The organism is Streptosporangium heterodermiicola, assembly GCF_051390675.1.
Taxonomy (GTDB): Bacteria; Actinomycetota; Actinomycetes; order Streptosporangiales; family Streptosporangiaceae; genus Streptosporangium.
Genome location: NZ_JBPJSR010000032.1, coordinates 62,069 through 78,838 on the forward strand (window position 1 = coordinate 62,069; position 16,770 = coordinate 78,838).

Annotated in this window: 15 protein-coding genes and 1 pseudogene; 10 read left to right on the plus strand and 6 right to left on the minus strand. The window is 71.8% G+C overall.

Going from position 1 to position 16,770, the window contains the following annotated elements; translation table 11 throughout:
• Positions 1–36 precede the first annotated feature (36 nt).
• Both ACSC1Q_RS39285 and cobF read right to left on the minus strand, forming a co-directional pair.
• Entirely contained in the window at positions 37–1,017 is a 981-nt protein-coding gene (locus ACSC1Q_RS39285; RefSeq protein WP_436763820.1) for a putative protein N(5)-glutamine methyltransferase, read from the minus strand.
• A gap of 288 nt (positions 1,018–1,305) precedes the next feature.
• Complete coding sequence (gene cobF / locus ACSC1Q_RS39290) at positions 1,306–2,100, minus strand: precorrin-6A synthase (deacetylating) (protein WP_436763821.1); 795 nt, start codon at positions 2,098–2,100, stop codon at positions 1,306–1,308.
• Positions 2,101–2,241: 141 nt separating this feature from the next.
• Between cobF and ACSC1Q_RS39295 the strand changes: the two genes are divergently transcribed.
• On the plus strand, positions 2,242–2,730 hold the full coding sequence (locus tag ACSC1Q_RS39295) for an NUDIX domain-containing protein (RefSeq protein WP_436763822.1): 489 nt from the start codon (positions 2,242–2,244) through the stop codon (positions 2,728–2,730).
• A gap of 167 nt (positions 2,731–2,897) precedes the next feature.
• Positions 2,898–3,248: a PRC-barrel domain-containing protein gene (locus tag ACSC1Q_RS39300; RefSeq protein WP_436763823.1), complete on the plus strand. Its 351-nt coding sequence runs from the start codon at positions 2,898–2,900 to the stop codon at positions 3,246–3,248.
• Positions 3,249–3,475: 227 nt separating this feature from the next.
• Here ACSC1Q_RS39300 and ACSC1Q_RS39305 read toward each other — a convergent pair whose 3' ends face one another.
• Together ACSC1Q_RS39305 and ACSC1Q_RS39310 are read right to left on the minus strand one after the other, a co-directional pair.
• Entirely contained in the window at positions 3,476–5,629 is a 2,154-nt protein-coding gene (locus ACSC1Q_RS39305; protein WP_436763824.1) for a pectate lyase-like domain-containing protein, read from the minus strand.
• A 443-nt stretch (positions 5,630–6,072) separates the two neighbouring features.
• Complete coding sequence (locus ACSC1Q_RS39310) at positions 6,073–7,086, minus strand: helix-turn-helix transcriptional regulator (RefSeq protein WP_436763825.1); 1,014 nt, start codon at positions 7,084–7,086, stop codon at positions 6,073–6,075.
• Between the two features lie 62 nt (positions 7,087–7,148).
• On the opposite strand from ACSC1Q_RS39310, the gene ACSC1Q_RS39315 reads away from it, so the two are divergent.
• The 7 genes from ACSC1Q_RS39315 to crcB all read left to right on the plus strand — a co-directional run bounded on the left by ACSC1Q_RS39315 (position 7,149) and on the right by crcB (position 13,638).
• Positions 7,149–7,991, plus strand: coding sequence for an NmrA family NAD(P)-binding protein (locus ACSC1Q_RS39315; protein WP_436763826.1), 843 nt, complete (start codon positions 7,149–7,151; stop codon positions 7,989–7,991).
• Positions 7,992–8,252: 261 nt separating this feature from the next.
• A complete protein-coding gene (locus ACSC1Q_RS39320) occupies positions 8,253–9,365 on the plus strand; it encodes a winged helix DNA-binding domain-containing protein (RefSeq protein WP_436763837.1) in 1,113 nt (370 codons plus the stop codon).
• 218 nt (positions 9,366–9,583) lie between these two features.
• Positions 9,584–11,152, plus strand: coding sequence for an acetyl-CoA acetyltransferase (locus ACSC1Q_RS39325; RefSeq protein WP_436763827.1), 1,569 nt, complete (start codon positions 9,584–9,586; stop codon positions 11,150–11,152).
• 276 nt (positions 11,153–11,428) lie between these two features.
• Positions 11,429–11,974, plus strand: coding sequence for a DUF302 domain-containing protein (locus ACSC1Q_RS39330; protein ID WP_436763828.1), 546 nt, complete (start codon positions 11,429–11,431; stop codon positions 11,972–11,974).
• 352 nt (positions 11,975–12,326) lie between these two features.
• The gene (locus ACSC1Q_RS39335) at positions 12,327–12,917 is read left to right on the plus strand and encodes a fluoride efflux transporter FluC (protein WP_436763829.1); all 591 of its coding nucleotides are present in this window, start codon (positions 12,327–12,329) and stop codon (positions 12,915–12,917) included.
• Entirely contained in the window at positions 12,914–13,255 is a 342-nt protein-coding gene (locus ACSC1Q_RS39340; RefSeq protein ID WP_436763830.1) for a DUF190 domain-containing protein, read from the plus strand. The genes ACSC1Q_RS39335 and ACSC1Q_RS39340 overlap by 4 nt, the downstream gene beginning before the upstream one ends.
• Complete coding sequence (gene crcB, locus ACSC1Q_RS39345) at positions 13,252–13,638, plus strand: fluoride efflux transporter CrcB (RefSeq protein ID WP_436763831.1); 387 nt, start codon at positions 13,252–13,254, stop codon at positions 13,636–13,638. The genes ACSC1Q_RS39340 and crcB overlap by 4 nt, the downstream gene beginning before the upstream one ends.
• Positions 13,639–13,781: 143 nt before the next feature.
• On the opposite strand, the gene ACSC1Q_RS39350 is transcribed toward crcB, so the two are convergent.
• A complete protein-coding gene (locus tag ACSC1Q_RS39350; RefSeq protein WP_436763832.1) occupies positions 13,782–14,429 on the minus strand; it encodes a TetR/AcrR family transcriptional regulator in 648 nt (215 codons plus the stop codon).
• 107 nt (positions 14,430–14,536) lie between these two features.
• On the opposite strand from ACSC1Q_RS39350, the gene ACSC1Q_RS39355 reads away from it, so the two are divergent.
• Positions 14,537–16,102 (plus strand): MDR family MFS transporter, encoded by a 1,566-nt coding sequence (locus ACSC1Q_RS39355; protein ID WP_495573953.1) that lies wholly within the window; start codon positions 14,537–14,539, stop codon positions 16,100–16,102.
• A 55-nt stretch (positions 16,103–16,157) separates the two neighbouring features.
• Here ACSC1Q_RS39355 and ACSC1Q_RS39360 read toward each other — a convergent pair.
• A pseudogene (locus ACSC1Q_RS39360) lies at positions 16,158–16,770 on the minus strand (hypothetical protein); the annotation flags it as partial.

Here is a 16,770-nt window from a genome sequence, read left to right on the forward strand (position 1 = left end):
GAACACGGCTGTGAACAGCGATTTCACCAGTCAATCCTACCCGAACCCACCCAACTCCCGATCACGGCCGGGACCGCGCGGCGGATGAGGAGCGGGCGGGTGAGGATCGGGCATGGTCCCGATGACGACGGTGGCGTCCAGCTCGTCGGAACCGACCACCCGGGGGATCAGGCCGTTGCGGGCGAAGGCCTCCGCGGTCTGTGGCGCCTGGCGCCCGCTCGTCTCGATCAGCAGGTGCCCGCCCGGTGCCAGCCACAGCGCCGCCGCAGCGGTCACCCGCCGCTGGATCTCCAGCCCGTCCGCGCCGCCGTCGAGCGCCACCAGCGGTTCGTGTACGCGGGCCTCGGGGGGCAGCAGCCCGATGGCCCCGGTGGGCACGTAGGGCGCGTTCGCGGTCAGGATGTCGACGCGTCCCCGCAGCGTGGCGGGCAGCGGCTCGTAGAGATCGCCCTCGTACACCAGGCCGTCGGCGACGGCGATGTTGCGCCGGGCGCAGCGCACCGCGGCGGGGTCGATGTCGACGGAGTGCGACTCGACCCGGCCCAGGGCCGCGACCAGCGCGGCGCCCACCGCGCCGGAACCGCAGCACAGGTCGACGACGACCCACGGCCGGCCGGATCCCCGCCGATCAGAGACCTGACCGGCGGGACCGGCGGGATCGGCGGGGGCAGTGGCGTCGGCGGGGTCGGCCGGGACGGTGGCCGGGTGGGAGTGGCCGGTGGGCCCGGCGGTCCGGCGGGCGAGGGCGGCGGCCTGGTGGACGAGGAACTCGGTGCGGCGGCGGGGAACGAAGACCCCGGTGTCCACCGCTATCCGCAGCCCGCAGAAGTCGGCCCAGCCGAGAACGTGTTCGAGGGGCAGACCCGCGACCCGCCGGTCCACCATGGCGGTGAGGTCGGACGGCGTCCGCGCCGTGGAGATGAGCAACCGCGCCTCGTCCTCGGCGAAGACACAACCGGCGGCCCGGAGCCTGGTGACGATGACGGGTTGGGGAAGAAATGACGATGAAGCCGACATTGGAGCCTTTCGGAATGCCGATGGGGCTCCCTCGGTCACCTACGTCGGAAGGACCGCGCGGCCGTGAGATGGGAGCACCCGACCTGACACAGCGGTAATGGGTCTCACCTCCTCGATCACGTCCATTGCTGGAGGGCAACACTACCCGAGCCGCTCCCCGGCGCGAACACGTTTACGGCGAGCGCGTCCTCCGGGGGAGGACGGTGCCCGGCGGCACCCGTCCACGTCGGCTCGCCGTGTCGGCTCACCGCGTCCGCTCGCGAGGATCCACCCCCCGGGAGTCGCGGCTCAGGAGGGGGACTCGGGGGACCCGGGGGACTCCGCGCGAGGAGTCCGCCTCAGCAGGTAGGTGTCCATGATCCACCCCTTGCGCTCCCGGGCCTCGGCACGGACGTCGCGGATCCGGTCGGCGACCTCCGCGACCGGCCCGGCCACCAGGATCTCGTCGGGGGTGCCGAGGTAGGCGCCCCAGTAGATCTCGAAGCCGGTGGTGTCGGGCAGGGTGGCGAAGGCGTGGCGGGCGTCGAGCATGACGACGATGTCGTCGGACCCGCCGGGCCCCTCCTCGGACAGGCGGCGGCCCGTGGTGATGTGCAGGGGCCGTGCGACCTGGGTCAGGCTGGTACGGTGCCTGGCGGCCAGCGCGGAGACGCTGCTGATGCCGGGCACGACGTCGTACTCGAACCGGACCGTGCCCCGGTCGAGGACCTCCTCGACGATGGCCAGCGTGCTGTCGTAGAGGGAGGGGTCGCCCCAGACGAGGAACGCGCCGGTCTCGTCGTCGCCGAGCTCGTCGCGGACGAGCCGCTCGTAGATGTCGGCCCGGCGCGACCGCCAGTCCTCCACCGCGCCCGCGTACGCGGGGGTGGTCCGGTCGCGGTCGGGGTCGCGGGCCTCGACCAGCCGGTACGAGGGGCGGGCGTGCGCGTCGACGAGGTCCTGCCGGAGCTGGACGAGGTCGTGCTTGGCCTCCCCCTTGTCGAGGATGAAGAACACGTCGGCCGCGGCGATGGCCTTGACCGCCTGAAGGGTGAGGTGGTCGGGGTTTCCCGCGCCGATACCGATGATGAGGATTCGCTTCACGCGGGAAAGTCTGCCGCCTGCGCGAAGGGACCGCCGCGCCGGGCCGGGCCTTGACGCCGATCCCAGCCGATTCCCGGCCGATTCCCTGTGAGAGGGGTGAAAGCGTGAGGTAGGACCTCGTCCTGGTCTAGTCTCGCGGTCGTGACGATCAGGAACTCGCACTGCTCCTTCTGCGGTGAAGCCTTCGCCCCCGGCCGGCCCTGGCCCCGCACCTGCTCCTGTTGCGAGAACACCTCCTACCTCAATCCGCTGCCGGTCGCGGTGATGGTGCTGCCGGTGGACGACGGCCTGCTGGTGGTCCGCCGCGACGTCGAACCGCACCGGGGCGGGCTCGCCCTGCCCGGCGGCTTCGTCGACATGGGCGAGTCCTGGCAGCAGGCGGCCGTGCGGGAGCTCCGCGAGGAGACGGGCGTCGTCGTCGATCCGGAGGGGGTGCGGCTCCTCGACGTGCTCAGCGCTCCCGACGGCACCGTGCTGGTCTTCGCCCTGGGGCCGCGGACCGGCGAGGCGGACCTCCCGCCGGTCGTGCCGACGGCCGAGACGACGGAGTGGCTGCTGATCGACGGGCCGCGGGAGCTGGCCTTCCCGCTGCACACCCGGATCGTGGCGGAGTACTTCGCCGGGAAATGATTACGGTGAGTGTCGGTGGCCGCGATCTGCTCTCCGACCTCGGCGGGAGGCGCGAGGTGACCGTCGGGCGATCCCCCGGTACGGTTCCTCATTCCCCGCGGCCCGTTTAGCGCGGAGGCGATGGGTAGAAGGTGAGTGTCCTACCTTCGCTGACGAGGAGAAACGCCATGACGGAGAACGTGTGGAGCTACCGCCCCGAGGCCTACAGTGGCGAGCAGACGCTGGACCTCGTGGGGTTCGACGTGGAGGCCACCGACGGCAAGATCGGTTCGGTGGACGAGGAGAGCAACGCGGTGGGTGACAGCTACATCGTCGTCGACACCGGTTTCTGGATTTTCGGCAAGAAGGTCGTGCTGCCGGCCGGCACCGTGCACCAGATCGATCCGCAGGAGCGCAAGGTGTACGTCTCGCGCACCAAGCAGGAGATCAAGGATGCTCCGGAGTTCGACGAGGCGACCTACAAGGAGCCCGACTACCGCGACAAGCTGGGCGGCTACTACGGTCCCGGCACGCCGTAATCGTTGATCGTCGACGAGCCCCTCCCCTCCCGGGGAGGGGCTCGTTCGTCGTCTCCACCACGTTTCGCACCCCTCAGGCGGGCACCTGGGTCCGGCCCCGCTCCCTTCCGTCCCTGATCACCGTGAGCAGGACGGCGAGATGGCATGAGGTGAAAGGCGGGGGTGGGCGGACCGGATCCCGCGTCCCGGAACCTCGAAGCGGTCCCGGAACGCGGCGGGAGGTTCGGTCAGGGGTAGTTGACCCAGTTGGCCACGTTGGTGCTGGAGTTGGACGGTCCGCCCGTGGTGTTGATGATGTTGCGGATCGTGCCGACGCCGCCGAGCGAGACCGTCACCATGTTGTGGAAACGGACGCCCGGCGTGTTCGGCGCCTCGAACGCGCGGGCCGCCACGACCCCCGGGTTGACGTTGAAGTAGCAGTAGCTGCCCAGGCCCCACGCCTCGTGCGTGGTGACTGTGCTGGCCACCTTGTACGCGGTGTAGCCCTGCGTGCTCCCGTTCATCCAGGCGGCCTGGTTGGGCGGGTCGTAGGGCATCTCGTTCTGGTAGAAGTACGTCCGGCCGCCGTTGCCGTTCCAGACGGTCTGGTGCTGCTGGTAGTGCTCGACGAACAGTCCGTACATCGTGACGTCGTCACCGTTGACGGTGAGCCCGTTGGCCGCGGTGTTGCTGTTCCAGCCGATGCCGCTGCCGTGGTCGCCGCGCCAGATCCACAGGTGGTCGCCGATCACGTTGTCGCTGTTGACGACGAGGCTCTGGGTCGCCTTGCCGACGGCCGCGCCGCCGACCCGGAAGTACACGTCGTGCAGCGACGTCGGGTTGGCGGCGTGGCTCGCCGACGAACCCGTGGGACCGACCTGCATCAGCATGGCCGAGTTGGTCGTGCCCGCGTCGAACAGCACTCCGGCCACCTTGACGCCGTCCACGTCGGCGACGGTCATCGCGGTCACGCCGTTGTCGGGGATCAGCGTGGCCAGGCCCAGGCCGAGCACGACGGTGTTGGCGCGGGTCACCCTGATCGTGTCGTTGAGGTGGTAGACGGCCGGGGTGAACAGCAGGTTCAGCCCCTGCGCGAGCGCGGCGTTGATGTCCGCCGCGGTGTGGCCGGGCTTGACGACGAAGAACTGGCCGATCGGGATCGAGGTGCCCGCCGGGTTGCCGCCGGCCCACGTGGTGCCGACGGAGTTGGTCCGCAGCGCCGGCACGAACACCTGGTAGGCGCCGGCCTGGTCGACGTACAGGAACGGCTTCTCGCGCACGACCGGCGTGGTCGCCACCCTGGTGTACGGCGGGTTCGGGAAGTTGCCCGCGGGCGGGTTGTTGACGCCCACGAACACCATGTTCCAGTTGGAGCCGGTCCAGCTGCCCCACTCGGCGTTGCGCGACAGCCACTGCTGCTGCGAGCCCGACCTGACCTGGCCGTCGATCTTCGAGTCGGCGATGAAGCCGCCGCTCGACCAGCCGCCGTCGTCGAGCTGCAGGTTGCCGCGCAGGTGCATCCGCCGGTACGAGGCGGCCTGCGAGACCGCCCAGCGGTCGGTGCCCGACGGCGGGTTGACCGACAGGTTCTCGGCGCCGCGCCAGAAGTTGTGGGTCGCGTTGCCCTGGAACCAGTCGGCCTCGGCGTGCACGCCGCCGTTGATGGTGACGTTGTCGGGGGACAGGCCGAGACCGGCGACCTGCGTGTAGAAGCCGATGTTGGCGTCCACCGAGTACGAGCCTGGCTTGAACAGCAGGGCGAAGCGGTTGCCGCCGAACTGGTTGGTCTGCTGCTGGCCGAACACCGAGTTGAGCCTGGCCTGGATGGTCGCGGTGGGCGTCGACGGGTCGAAGATGCTCACGTTCGGGCCGAGGTCGGGGTTGTTCCCGGTCGGCGGCGGGCTGCCCAGGCTGAAGGACTGGGCGGTGGTGCCGTTGCACGTGTACTGCTGGAACTGCACGCTGTCCCCGATCGAGGCGCCCGGCACGTCGAGGCACTTGCCGCTGTGCCGGTTGACGAAGTGGTAGAAGCCGCCGGCCTCCTCCACGGCCTGCCACTGCTGGTTGTTGCCGCCGGAGTACGACCACAGCTGGACGAGGGCGCTGTCGGCGGTGGAGACGTTCGTGACGTCCCACGCCTGGGCGGCGTTGTTGCCGTTGTTGACCCGGTAGTACCCGCCGCTGGTCGGCTGGAACTGCCAGAGCTGGGCGGTCGAGCCGTTGCACGCGTACTGCTGGACGGCGGTGCCGTTGGCGGTCGCGGCGGCGCGGGCGTCCACGCACTTGCCGCTGTTGCGGCTGATCACGGTGGTGAGCCCGGTCGGCGGGGCGGCCTGCGCCGCGCCGGGCAGCACGACCAGGAACGCCGCGACCATGGCGAGCGCCATGAGGATGTGCCTCATCCGGTCCTCCTGGGATCCTGCCGCGACGCGGGTGAGGTGCGGGCTCGCCGGGGCGGTGCCCCGGCGGAAGCGGTGATGCCTGGGGCCGGCGCGGCGACCGCGCCCGGAGGCGGCGGTGGGGGGTGCTGCGGGGTCACGGTGGCTCTTCTCTGTGGGTTCTCTTCCTGTACCGCGGTGCGTGCGCCCCTGGCGCCGGGCATCGTCGGCTGGTACGGCGAGGTGGCGGATCCGGGACCCGTTCCAGCGGCCCGGGAGCCCCTCCGGTAACTTCACCATTTAAATTAACTCGGATCAAACACGCGGACAGGAGGCTTGTCAATAGGAAAGTTTCCAAATAGTAGTCAGGCGGGCGCCTCGGTGCGGGTTCGCACCGCGAGCTTTCCGGGGTGTGAGACGGGCGGTGGTCCCGGGGTGTGAGACGAGCTGCGGTTCCGGTGTCTCCTTCAGGAGGGGCCCGGTCCCTCCGGGGACGGCGTTCCGGCGGGCGCCGTCCCGGGGGAGTCCCGCCACGCGGCCCGGCGCAGGCGGGCGGTCAGCGTCCGCAGGTGCTCCACCAGCTCGGGCGGCTCGTGGACCTCGAACTCGAAGCCGAACGCGGCCACCCAGACCGCGAGGTGGTCGAGGCTGTCGGAGCCGATGCGCAGGACGCAGGTGTCGTCGTCCACGGGCTCCACCACGCCGAGGGTGGGGGGAACCTCGTCGGCCACCGCCCTGGCCGAGCCGTGCATGGTGAGCACCGCCCGATAGCGGTGGCGCTCCGTGGTCATGCCCAGGGCGAGGTATCCGGCCAGGTCGTCGGAGGGAAGCGGCCGGGGGACGAACCGGGGCCCGGTGGGGACGCGCGGGGACAGCCTGTCGACGCGGAACCTGCGCCAGTCCGACCTCTCGGTGTCCCAGGCGAAGAGGTACCAGCGCCGCCCGCCGTTGACCAGGCGGTAGGGCTCCACGTCCCGTACGCTCTCCGAGCCGTCGTGGGAGACGTAGTCGAACCGCAGCCGCCGGTGGTCGCGCACCGCCGAGGCGATCGCGGTCAGCGTCGAGGGATCGACGGTGGGACCGGACATCGGCATGGTCACCATGGCCGAGCTCAATGTGTTGACCCGGTAGCGCAGCCGCGGGGGCAGCACCTGGTCCAGCTTGGCCAGCGCCCGCACGGAGGTCTCGGCGATGCCGGTGACCGCGCCCGCGGCCGCCGTCCGCAGCCCGACCGCCACCGCGACCGCCTCCTCGTCGTCGAGCAGCAACGGGGGCAGCGAGGCGCCCGCGGCCAGCTGGTAGCCGCCGCCGACGCCACCGGTCGCGTTGATCGGGTACCCCAGGAGCCGCAGCTTGTCGACGTCGCGGCGCACGGTTCGCGGGCTCACCTCCAGCCTCCCGGCCAGCTCCGCGCCCGACCAGTCCCGATGGGCCTGCAGCAGCGCCAGCAGGCGGAGCAGCCGAGCCGAAGTTTCCAACATAAGACGATTTTTCCAGCTATCGCGGACAGGAGTTGACCGCGAATACTCCTAACGTCTGCCCCATGACCACAGAAAATCCGATGACCGTTCTCGTGACCGGTGCCACCGGCACCGTCGGCCGCCCCCTCGTCGAGCGGCTGCTGGCCGAAGGGCACCGGGTCCGCGCCCTCACCCGGAACCCGGCGAAGGCGAACCTCCCCGCGGGCGCCGAGGTGGTGGCGGGCAACCTGGCCGACACCGCGACCCTGCCCGCGGCCTTCTCCGGTGTCGGCGCCGCACACCTGATCGGCTTCAGCGGGGAGGACTTCTCACCCCTGACCAACGGTGAGGAGATCGTGGACCTGGCCAGGAAGGCGGGCGTACGCAAGGTGACGGTGCTCAAGGGGGACGTGACGAAGAGCCCGCTGGAGGAGGCCGTCGAGGCCGGTGGCCTGGAGTGGACCCACCTGTCGCCGGTGGAGTTCATGTCCAACGCCCTGGAGTGGGCGGAGTCCGTCCGGGACGAGGGGGTCGTCCGCGAGGCGTTCGCCGGCGCCAGGAGCGCGATGATCCACGAGGCGGACATCGCCGCGGTCGCCGCGACCGCGCTGACCACCGAGGGCCACGCGGGCCAGGAGTACTGGCTGACCGGGCCGCAGGCGCTCACCCCGCCGGAGAAGGTACGCGTGATCGGCACCGTCCTGGGCCGCGAGGTGCGCTACGTCGAACTCACCAAAGACGAGGTCGTCGCGGAGTGGCGCGGGAACGGCTACTCCGACGAGGACGTCGAGTTCTTCCTGACCATGCGGACCAACCCGCCCGAGGCGGGCTACACCGTGCTCCCCACCGTGGAGAAGGTCACCGGAAAACCGGCCAGGACCTTCGCGGAGTGGGTACGGGAGAACGCCGCCGCCTTCGGCGCCTGACGGCGGCACCGCCCGTACCGCCTGACACCGGCACGGACCGCCCGCCCTGACGGCGGCGGGGGCCACCCGCCCGCCGCCGTCCGCGGTACCCGCCAATAATCCGCGCTGCCCGCCGGTGCCCGCGCTGCCCGCCGGTGCCCGCGCTGCCCGCCGGTGCCCGCGCTGCCCGTACTGCCCGCGCCGCTCGTGTCGTGTGCCGTGGAGAGCATGGGCGGTGCGGGCACCCTCGAACGGCCGATCGTGAACAGCTGGAAGGACACCGTGGAAACCCTCACCCGACGAGCTCTCAACCGGGCGACCCTGGAGCGGCAACTGCTGCTGCGCCGGGCGGACCTGCCCGCGCTCACCGTGATCGAGCGCCTCGTCGGCCTGCAGGCCCAGGATCCCGACCCACCGTACGTCGGGCTGTGGAGCCGGATCGGCGCCTTCGGGATCGACGATCTGACCCGGTTGCTGTACCGGCGGGAGGTGGTGCGCGCGACGCTGTTCCGGGGGACCCAGCACCTGGTCACCGCCGAGGACTACCTGTGGCTCAGGCCGCTGCTGCAGCCGATGCTGGACCGCTGGCAGAAGGGCGGGTTCGGCAGGTTCACCGCCGGGCTCGACCTCGGGGAACTCGCCGCCGCCGCGCGGGCGATCCTCGGCGAGGACACGCTGACCAGGCCGGAACTCGGCAGGGCACTGGCCGAACGGTGGCCGGGACGCGACCCCGTCGCGCTGGCCAGGTCGGCGCAGGGCCTGTTGCCGGTGGTGCACCCGCCCCCCGACGGAACCTGGGGACGGCGAGGCACGACCCCTTTCACGCTCGCCGAGCACTGGCTCGGCCGGCCGCTCGCCGCCGGGCCCTCGGCGCGGGAACTGGTCGTACGCTACCTCGCCGCCTTCGGCCCGGCCACGGTCAGGGACATCCAGGCGTGGAGCGGCATGACCCGGCTGGGGGAGGTCGTCGAATCGCTCAGGCCCCGGTTGCGCGTGTTCGGGAACGAGGACGGGCGGGAGCTGTTCGACCTCCCCGAGGCGCCACGCCCGGACCCCGGCGTCCCGGCTCCCGTCCGCTTCCTGGCCGCGCTCGACAACGTGGTGCTCGCCCACGCCGACCGTACCCGCGTGGTGTCCGACGACCGGCGCGGGCACGTCGTCGTCGAGGCTGCGGTGACCGTCGACGGTTTCGTCCACGGGCTCTGGAACGTCAAACGGGACAGGGGCACGGCGACGCTGGTGGTGCGGCTATTCGAACCCCTGTCGGGGCGGGACGAGGCCGCCGTGGCCGAGGAGGGCGCCCGCCTGCTGCGCTTCGCGGCCCCGGACGCCGACGGCCACGACATCCGGTTCCACCCCGTCGGCGACACCCCCGGGCCCGGCGGGAGAACGTGAGACCCGCACACCGGCCTTCCGCACCGGCGAGTACGCCGAGTACGCCGAGTACGCCGAGTACGCCGAGGACGTCGACGACGCCCGGCGCGAACGAGGTCTTCTGGCCGGCAGGCCGGGGTAGGCGCGGGCCTCGGCGTGTTATCTTTCGCGGGTGAACAGGGCGATCATCCGCCCGGGGCGGTGACGGACCCCGACCCCGACCCCGCTGGAGCGTGAAGATGACCTTCGAGGGCCTCGACCCCCGCACGCCGGTGCTCGTGGGTGTCGGGCAGTCGTCCGAGCGGATCGGCGACCCCGGCTATCAGCGGCTGTCGCCCGTCGAGCTCGCGGCGGTCGCGGTCCGCGAGGCCGTCGCCGACACCGGCGCGGACGGCGCGGCGGTCGCCGCCGCCCTCGACACCGTGGCGGGGGTGCGCCAGTTCGAGATCTCCGCGCCCGGCGTCCCCGCGCCGCTGGGCCGTTCCACCAACTACCCCCGCTCCGTCGCCGCCCGGGTGGGGGCGGACCCCGGCCGGGCGATCCTGGAGGTGGCCGGCGGGCAGGCGCCCCAGCACCTGGTCAACGAGCTCGCCGCGACGATCGCGGCGGGATCCTCGCGGGTGGCCCTCGTCGTCGGGTCCGAGGCCATCTCGACGGTGCTGCACCTGGCCGGGGCCGAGGACAGGCCCGATTTCGGCGAGACGGCCGAAGGCGACCTGGAGGACCGGGGCTACGGGCTCGAAGGCATGGTCTCCCGGTTCCTGGCCGCGCACGGGCTGGCGGGCGCGCCGAGCCAGTACGCCCTGCTCGACAACGCGCGCCGGGCCCGCCTCGGGCAGACGAGGCAGGAGTACGCGGCCGGGATGGGGGCGCTGTTCGCCCCCTTCACCGAAGTCGCCGCCGCCAACCCGCACGCCGCGGCCCCCACCGAGCGCGGCCCCGAGGAGCTGGTCACCCCGGCCGAGGGCAACCGGTTCGTCGCCGAGCCCTACACCCGCTACCTCGTCGCGCGCGAGAAGGTCAACCAGGGGGCGGCCGTCCTGCTGATGTCCGTGGCCGAGGCGAGGCGCCTCGGCGTTCCCGGGGAGAAGTGGGTCTTCCTGCACGGCCACGCCGACCTGCGCGAGCGCGACCTGCTGGACCGGGCCGACCTCGGCGCGGGCCCGGCCTCCGTCATGGCCGCCGGGCACGCCCTGGACCTGGCCGGTATCGGGGTGGCGGACCTGCACGCCATCGACCTGTACAGCTGCTTCCCGATCGCCGTCTCCAACATCTGCGACGGCCTCGGCCTCGCCGCCGACGACCCGCGCGGGCTGACGGTCACCGGCGGCCTGCCCTTCTTCGGCGGGGCGGGCAACAACTACTCGACGCACGCGATAGCCGAGATCGTCCAGCGGCTCCGCGCCAGGCCCGGCTCGTACGGCATGGTGGGGGCCAACGGCGGGATGCTGAGCAAGTACTCGGTCGGCGTCTACTCGACCGCCCCCGCCGGGTGGCGCCGGGACCGCGGCGCCGCGCTGCAGGCCGAGATCGACGCCTGGCCCGCCGTCCGGCAGGCCGTCCGGGCCGACGGGTGGGGCACGATCGAGACCTACACCGTCAGGCACCGGAGGGCCGGCACCCGCTTCGGCATCGTGATCGGGCGGCTGGAGGCCGACGGCCGCCGCTTCCTGGCGACGACCGCCGAGGGGGACGAGGAGACGCTCGCCCTGCTCCGCGACGGCGAGCCCGTCGGCCGGCGCGTCCACGTCCGCTCCCTCGACACCGGCAACCGGGTGACCGCCGGTGCCACCGGGACGGACCGCTGACCCTTCGACCGACGCCGTCACGCTCCGGCCGGGGCGCGGGACGGGCTCACGGGACCGAGGGCGTCACGGTCTCCGGGCGGGGGCGCGTCATCCGGAGGTAAAAAACGCGGCATCGCACGATGGGGGTTCGCCGATCCGGGTGTGTCGGCGCGGGCGGGCGGTCATACCCCTCGTCGAGGGAGCCCGGCGCAACCCCCTGGCCGCCTCGTCCATGGGCCGCGTTCGTCGACATCGTCCATGGGCTTCGTTCATCGGTTTCGTCCGACGGGAGGGATCATGGCCCAGCCGGTACGCAACGGGGTCGAGACCGTGCCGCACCAGGTGAACCGCCTGGCCGTGCCCGTCGGCGCCCCGTTCGACGACTTCCGCGCCCGCTACGAACTCGCCGTCCCCATGTTCGACACCGAACGCTTCGAACGGCTCGTCAGGGGCGGCGTCGACTGGGACACCATCCTCCGGGCGACGGAGGAGAACGCTCCGCACGGCTTCATCATCTACTGGAGCGGGGACTTCAACGCGCTCCTGCGGCTGGCGGGGGAGCGGTTGCGCTGTGTCGAGTACCTGATGGGAAACCACACGATCGCCCAGCGGATGTACCACCACAACCCCGCCGTCCTGCTGTACGCCCCGCTCCGCACGGCGATCTACGAGGACGCGTCCGGCGAGACCTGGTTCACGGTGGAGCAGCCCACCACACAGTTCTCCAGCTTCGGCAATCCCGAGATCACCGACGTCAGCGGGGAGCTCGACCGGGAACTCGCCGCCCTGCTCGCGTACCTCGACGCGCCGGTGCCCGCCGTGCTCACCGCGAGCGGGGAGTGAGACTTCCGCTCCGCCCGCACTCAGCGCGCTCACCGTGAGCGGGGGTTGAGGCTTCCGCTCCGTCCGCGCCGGTGCTCACCGCGAGCGGCGGATGAGGTTTCCACCTCGCCCGCCCGGTGGTGCCGTGTTTCCGGAACCACGCCGCTGTCCCGTTCCCCGGGGCGCGGGTGCCGGAGAGTGATCGCGAGACGGCCGCGTTAGGCTGGGAGGCGTGGATCCCGCAGATGCGAGATCCCGCGGCGGTGGGGCCCGCCGCACCCGACCGCGGCACCCACTGCCGCCAACGGTCCCTGCCCGTGACAGGTCGTGCCCGCGCAGCCACGCCGGGCCTCCACCACGCGTAGGGAGAGGCATGCGTCCGAACCAGGCGAGGTCAACGGCGGCGACCGGGCCCACCGACCCCGACACCGATCCCTCCGGTACGCGCGGTGAGCCGGGCCGTTCCCGTCACGGTGTCCTGGCGGTGGTCGCCGCCGGTGGCGCGATCGGTACGGGGGCCCGCTACGGCGCTGCCCTGCTGTGGCCGACCGCGACCGGCTCCTTCCCGTGGACCACGCTGGTGGTCAACGTGACCGGTTGCCTGCTCATCGGTGTCCTCCTGGTCATGATCACCGAGGCGTGGATCGCGCCGGGCTGGGTGCGGCCGTTCCTGGCCACCGGCGTGCTGGGGGGTTTCACCACCTTCTCCACCTACTGCCTGGACATCGAGCGCCTGGTCTCCGCCGGCCGGACCGGCCTGGCGCTCGGCTATCTGGCGGCGACGGTCCTGGCGGCGCTGGCCGCGGTGGCGGCCGGCACGTGGACCACCCGCCGGCTCCTGGCGAGAACGGCGACGAGGGCGGCGAGGGTGACGAGGACGGCGAGGACGGCGAGGGCCGGAGCGAGGAGAACGACCAGGACGGCGAGAGCCAGAGCGGCGAGGGCGAGGAGGGGAACGCGATGATTCCAGCCGGACGGGCGCTGCGGTTGACGATCTTCGTCGACGACACCGACATCTGGCACCACAGGCCCCTGTACACCGAGATCGTGCACCGTGCCCACGCCGCCGGGCTGGCCGGGGCGTCGGTCTTCCACGGCCTTGAGGGTTTCGGCACCACCTCGATCGTGCACACCACCCGGCTGCTCTCGATGGCCGACGACCTGCCGGTGGCCATCACGATCGTCGACACCGAGGAGCGGATCCGCGGCTTCCTGCCACAGTTGGACGACCTTATCGCCGGAGGGCTCGCCATCCTGGACGAGGTCGAGGTCGTTCGCCCCCGGGGCGGGCGGGCGACGTGAGCGAGCCGCAGGACTGGCTTCCGGTGTTGCTCGGCGGTGCCGTCGGGGCTCCGCTGCGCTATCTGACCGACCGGGCCGTGCAGGCCCGCCACGACACGGTATTCCCCTGGGGGACCTTCACCGTCAACGTGATCGGCTCGCTGGTCCTGGGCCTCCTGACCGGGGCGGCGCTGTCCGGCGCGGTGGGCACCGACGTGCGACTGCTGCTCGGCACCGGGCTCTGCGGGGCGCTGACCACGTACTCGACCTTCTCCTACGAGACGCTGCGGCTGGTGGAGACCGGCGCGATCCTCTTCGCGGTGGCCAACGTCGCCGCCTCGGTCGTCGCCGGGCTGGGGGCGGTGTTCCTCGGCCTCGCCCTCGCCCAGGCGATCTTCGCGTGACCTCGTCCCGCCGGGATCCGGGAGACGCCCGTGACGCCCGTGACGCCCGTCCGGAAGACACCCGTGAAGACACCCGTCAGGGAGACGTACGGTCTCGGAAGGCGGGTCCGGGAGAACGCCCGGTCCCGGAGGGGGCCGTCGCGTCAGGCGTCCTGCCGAGTGGGCCTGTCGTCGTCAAAAGGCCGGTCGCCGCCGAGAGGCCGGTCGTCGAAGGGCCGGGCCATCTCGTCGAGGACGTCGTCCATGATCTCGTCCAGCGGGCGGGTCTCGTGCTCGTCGGTCCACAGGTGCGTGGCGATGCGTATCGCGACCAGGAAGGCCGCGGCCATCACCTGGGGGCGCGGGCCTGAGCCGCCGCCGTCGCGTTCGGCGATGACCTGGGCGAGCTCGCGTTCGAGGTTGGTCTGGTTGGCCAGCTGCCTGGCCAGGAGCGAGGGGTGACGCTTGGCGAGCCTGGCGCGGATCACCCACTGCCTGTCGGGGCCGCCCATCTGGCAGTAGGCGTCGTGGGCGGCCTGGTGCAGCGCCCGCCAGGCCGACTCCTCGGCGGGACGGGTGCGGATCCGCTCGACCAGGAGGCGGATACGCTGCTCGTCGCCGTAGAGGAGGGCGTCCTCCTTGCTGGCGAAGTAGTTGGAGAACGTCCGCCGGGAGATGTTGGCGGCGTCGGCGATGGCCTCGACGGTGACGTGCTCCAGGCCGTGCTCGACGGTGAGCCGCAGGGCGGCCTCGTGGACCGCCAGCCGCGTCTCGGCCTTCTTGCGCTCGCGCAATCCCGCTGTGATCTCCATGACGTGAACAGCCTACTGTCCGAATGAGTGTGCCCAGTGCGCAAACTTTCTCAATGGGCATGTATCTTGTCACGGTCTGTCCTAATTATCTGTATCGGAGGTCGTGCGTGAGCACGCAAGCGGTCGCGCCACCCGGCGCGGAACCGATGACCCATCGCGAGATCCTCGAAGCGCTGAGCGGTCTGCTCCTCGCCCTGTTCGTGGCGATGATCAGTGCCACGATCGTGTCGGTGGCGCTGCCGCAGATCATCGGCGCCCTCGACGGCACCCAGTCCCAGTACACGTGGGTGGTCACCGCGTCGCTGCTCGCCGCGACCGCGTCCACCCCGGTCTGGGGCAAGCTCGCCGACCTGTTCAGCAAGAAACTGCTCATCCAGATCTCCATCGTCATTTTCATGGTGAGCTCGCTGGCCTGCGGATTCGCGCAGAACACCGGCCAGCTCATCGCCTTCCGCGCAATCCAGGGCCTCGGCATGGGCGCCCTGCAGGTCCTGGTCCAGGTCATCATCGCCGCGATGATCAGCCCCAAGGAGCGCGGACGCTACAACGGCTATCTCGGCGCCGTGATGGCCGTGGCCACCGTGGCGGGCCCGCTCCTCGGCGGCCTGATCGCCGACACCTCGTGGCTGGGCTGGCGCTGGTGCTTCTTCATCGCCGTGCCGTTCACGATGATCGCCTTCGTCCTGCTGCACAAGACGCTCCACGTGGTCACGGTCCGGCGGCCGGACGCCAAGGTCGACTACGCGGGCGCCACGCTGATCGCCGCGGGGGTGAGCGTCCTGCTCGTCTGGATCACCTTCGTCGGCAACTCCTTCGACTGGATCTCCTGGCAGACCGCGGCCATGGCCGGTGGCGGAATCGTCATCCTGGGCATCGCCGTGCTGGTGGAGTCGCGGGTCAAGGAGCCGGTCGTGCCGCTGCACATCGTCCGCAGGCGTGACCCCGCCCTGGCCATCCTGGCCAGCCTCGCGGTCGGCATGGCGATGTTCGGCGGATCGGTCTTCCTGGGCCAGTACTTCCAGATCGGCCGCGGGTACGGCCCCACCGAGGCCGGCCTGCTGACCATCCCGCTGATGCTCGGCGTGCTGCTGTCCTCGACGGTCTCCGGGACGCTCGTGTCCAGGAGCGGCAAGGTCAAGCCGTACATCGTGGCCGGTGCCGTCGTGCTCACCGTCGGGTTCCTCGGCCTGTCCGTGATCGACCACGAGACCTCGCTGGTGCTCGTGTCGGCCGCGATGCTGCTGGTCGGCATCGGCGTCGGCATGTCCATGCAGAACCTGGTGCTGGTCATCCAGAACGTCGTCCCGCTGCGGGAACTGGGTGCCGCCAGCGGCGCCATCACCTTCTTCCGCTCGCTGGGCGGCACGATCGGGGTCTCGGTCCTGGGCGCGATCCTGGCCAACAGGGTGGCCACCGGCATCGCCGAGGGCTTCGCGAAGGCGGGCATCCGGCCGTCCGGCTCGGGCGGCGGCACCCTCAACCTCCAGGCGCTGCCCGAGGCCGCGAGGACCGTCGTGCGCGCGGCGTACGGCGACGCCACCGGGCACATCTTCCTGGTCTCCGCCGGGATCGCCGCGGTGGGCGTCGTCGCGGCGCTCTTCCTCAAGCCGACCAGGCTCCGCGACAGCCTGGACCTGCCGGACACGCGGGAAAAAGCCGCCCTGGCCGACTGACCCGGGGCTGCCGCCCCGGGCACGGGACGGCGCCGCGATCGCCGCACGGGCCCCCTCAGGTGGTCGAGAGCACCTGGTGGAGCCTGGCGGCGAACGCCTCGGGCTCGGAGCCGAAGCCCCCGTGGTCGCCGGGGAACGCCGTGGGCCGCGTGCCCAGCAGGTCCGCCGCGGCGACGGCGGCCCGGTACGGCGGCTCGCCCTCCGATTCCTCGCCCACCGCGGCCACGACGCGCACCGACGACGCCCCGAGCGCCGTGGCGTCAGGGGTGTACCGGGAGAACGGCGGCACCTCGTAGCCGATGAAGAACTCCATGTTCCTCTCGATCCGCGCCAGCATCTCCATCGTCTCCGGGTCGGGCTCGCCCTGCGGCGCCTGAGCGCCCCCCGGGATCCGCTCCGTCCCCTCGGCGGCCGGGTCGTCCCCCGCCCGCGCACCCCCCGCCCGCGCACCTTCCACCTGGGCGTCGTCTACCTGGGCGTCTTCCATCTGCCGGCCTTCCACCTGCCGGCCTTCCACCTGCCGGCCTTCCGTCCGCTCGCTCTCCGCCCGCGCAGCCCCCGCCCGCGCAGCCCCCGCCCGCTCGCTCGCGGCCCGCTCGCTCTCCGCCCGCTCGTGGCCGTCCGCCGCGAACGCGGCGGACAGGGCGCCCATGGCGGCCCCGGTCCCC

Coding starts and splice junctions, on each gene's coding strand:
- ACSC1Q_RS39310 (WP_436763825.1), bottom strand. CDS start 7,086: ATGTTGGAAACTTCGGCTCGGCTGCTCCGCCTGCTGGCGCTGCTGCAG.
- ACSC1Q_RS39305 (WP_436763824.1), bottom strand. CDS start 5,629: ATGAGGCACATCCTCATGGCGCTCGCCATGGTCGCGGCGTTCCTGGTC.
- ACSC1Q_RS39300 (WP_436763823.1), top strand. CDS start 2,898: ATGACGGAGAACGTGTGGAGCTACCGCCCCGAGGCCTACAGTGGCGAG.
- ACSC1Q_RS39285 (WP_436763820.1), bottom strand. CDS start 1,017: ATGTCGGCTTCATCGTCATTTCTTCCCCAACCCGTCATCGTCACCAGG.
- ACSC1Q_RS39315 (WP_436763826.1), top strand. CDS start 7,149: ATGACCACAGAAAATCCGATGACCGTTCTCGTGACCGGTGCCACCGGC.
- ACSC1Q_RS39340 (WP_436763830.1), top strand. CDS start 12,914: ATGATTCCAGCCGGACGGGCGCTGCGGTTGACGATCTTCGTCGACGAC.
- ACSC1Q_RS39325 (WP_436763827.1), top strand. CDS start 9,584: ATGACCTTCGAGGGCCTCGACCCCCGCACGCCGGTGCTCGTGGGTGTC.
- ACSC1Q_RS39330 (WP_436763828.1), top strand. CDS start 11,429: ATGGCCCAGCCGGTACGCAACGGGGTCGAGACCGTGCCGCACCAGGTG.
- ACSC1Q_RS39335 (WP_436763829.1), top strand. CDS start 12,327: ATGCGTCCGAACCAGGCGAGGTCAACGGCGGCGACCGGGCCCACCGAC.
- ACSC1Q_RS39350 (WP_436763832.1), bottom strand. CDS start 14,429: ATGGAGATCACAGCGGGATTGCGCGAGCGCAAGAAGGCCGAGACGCGG.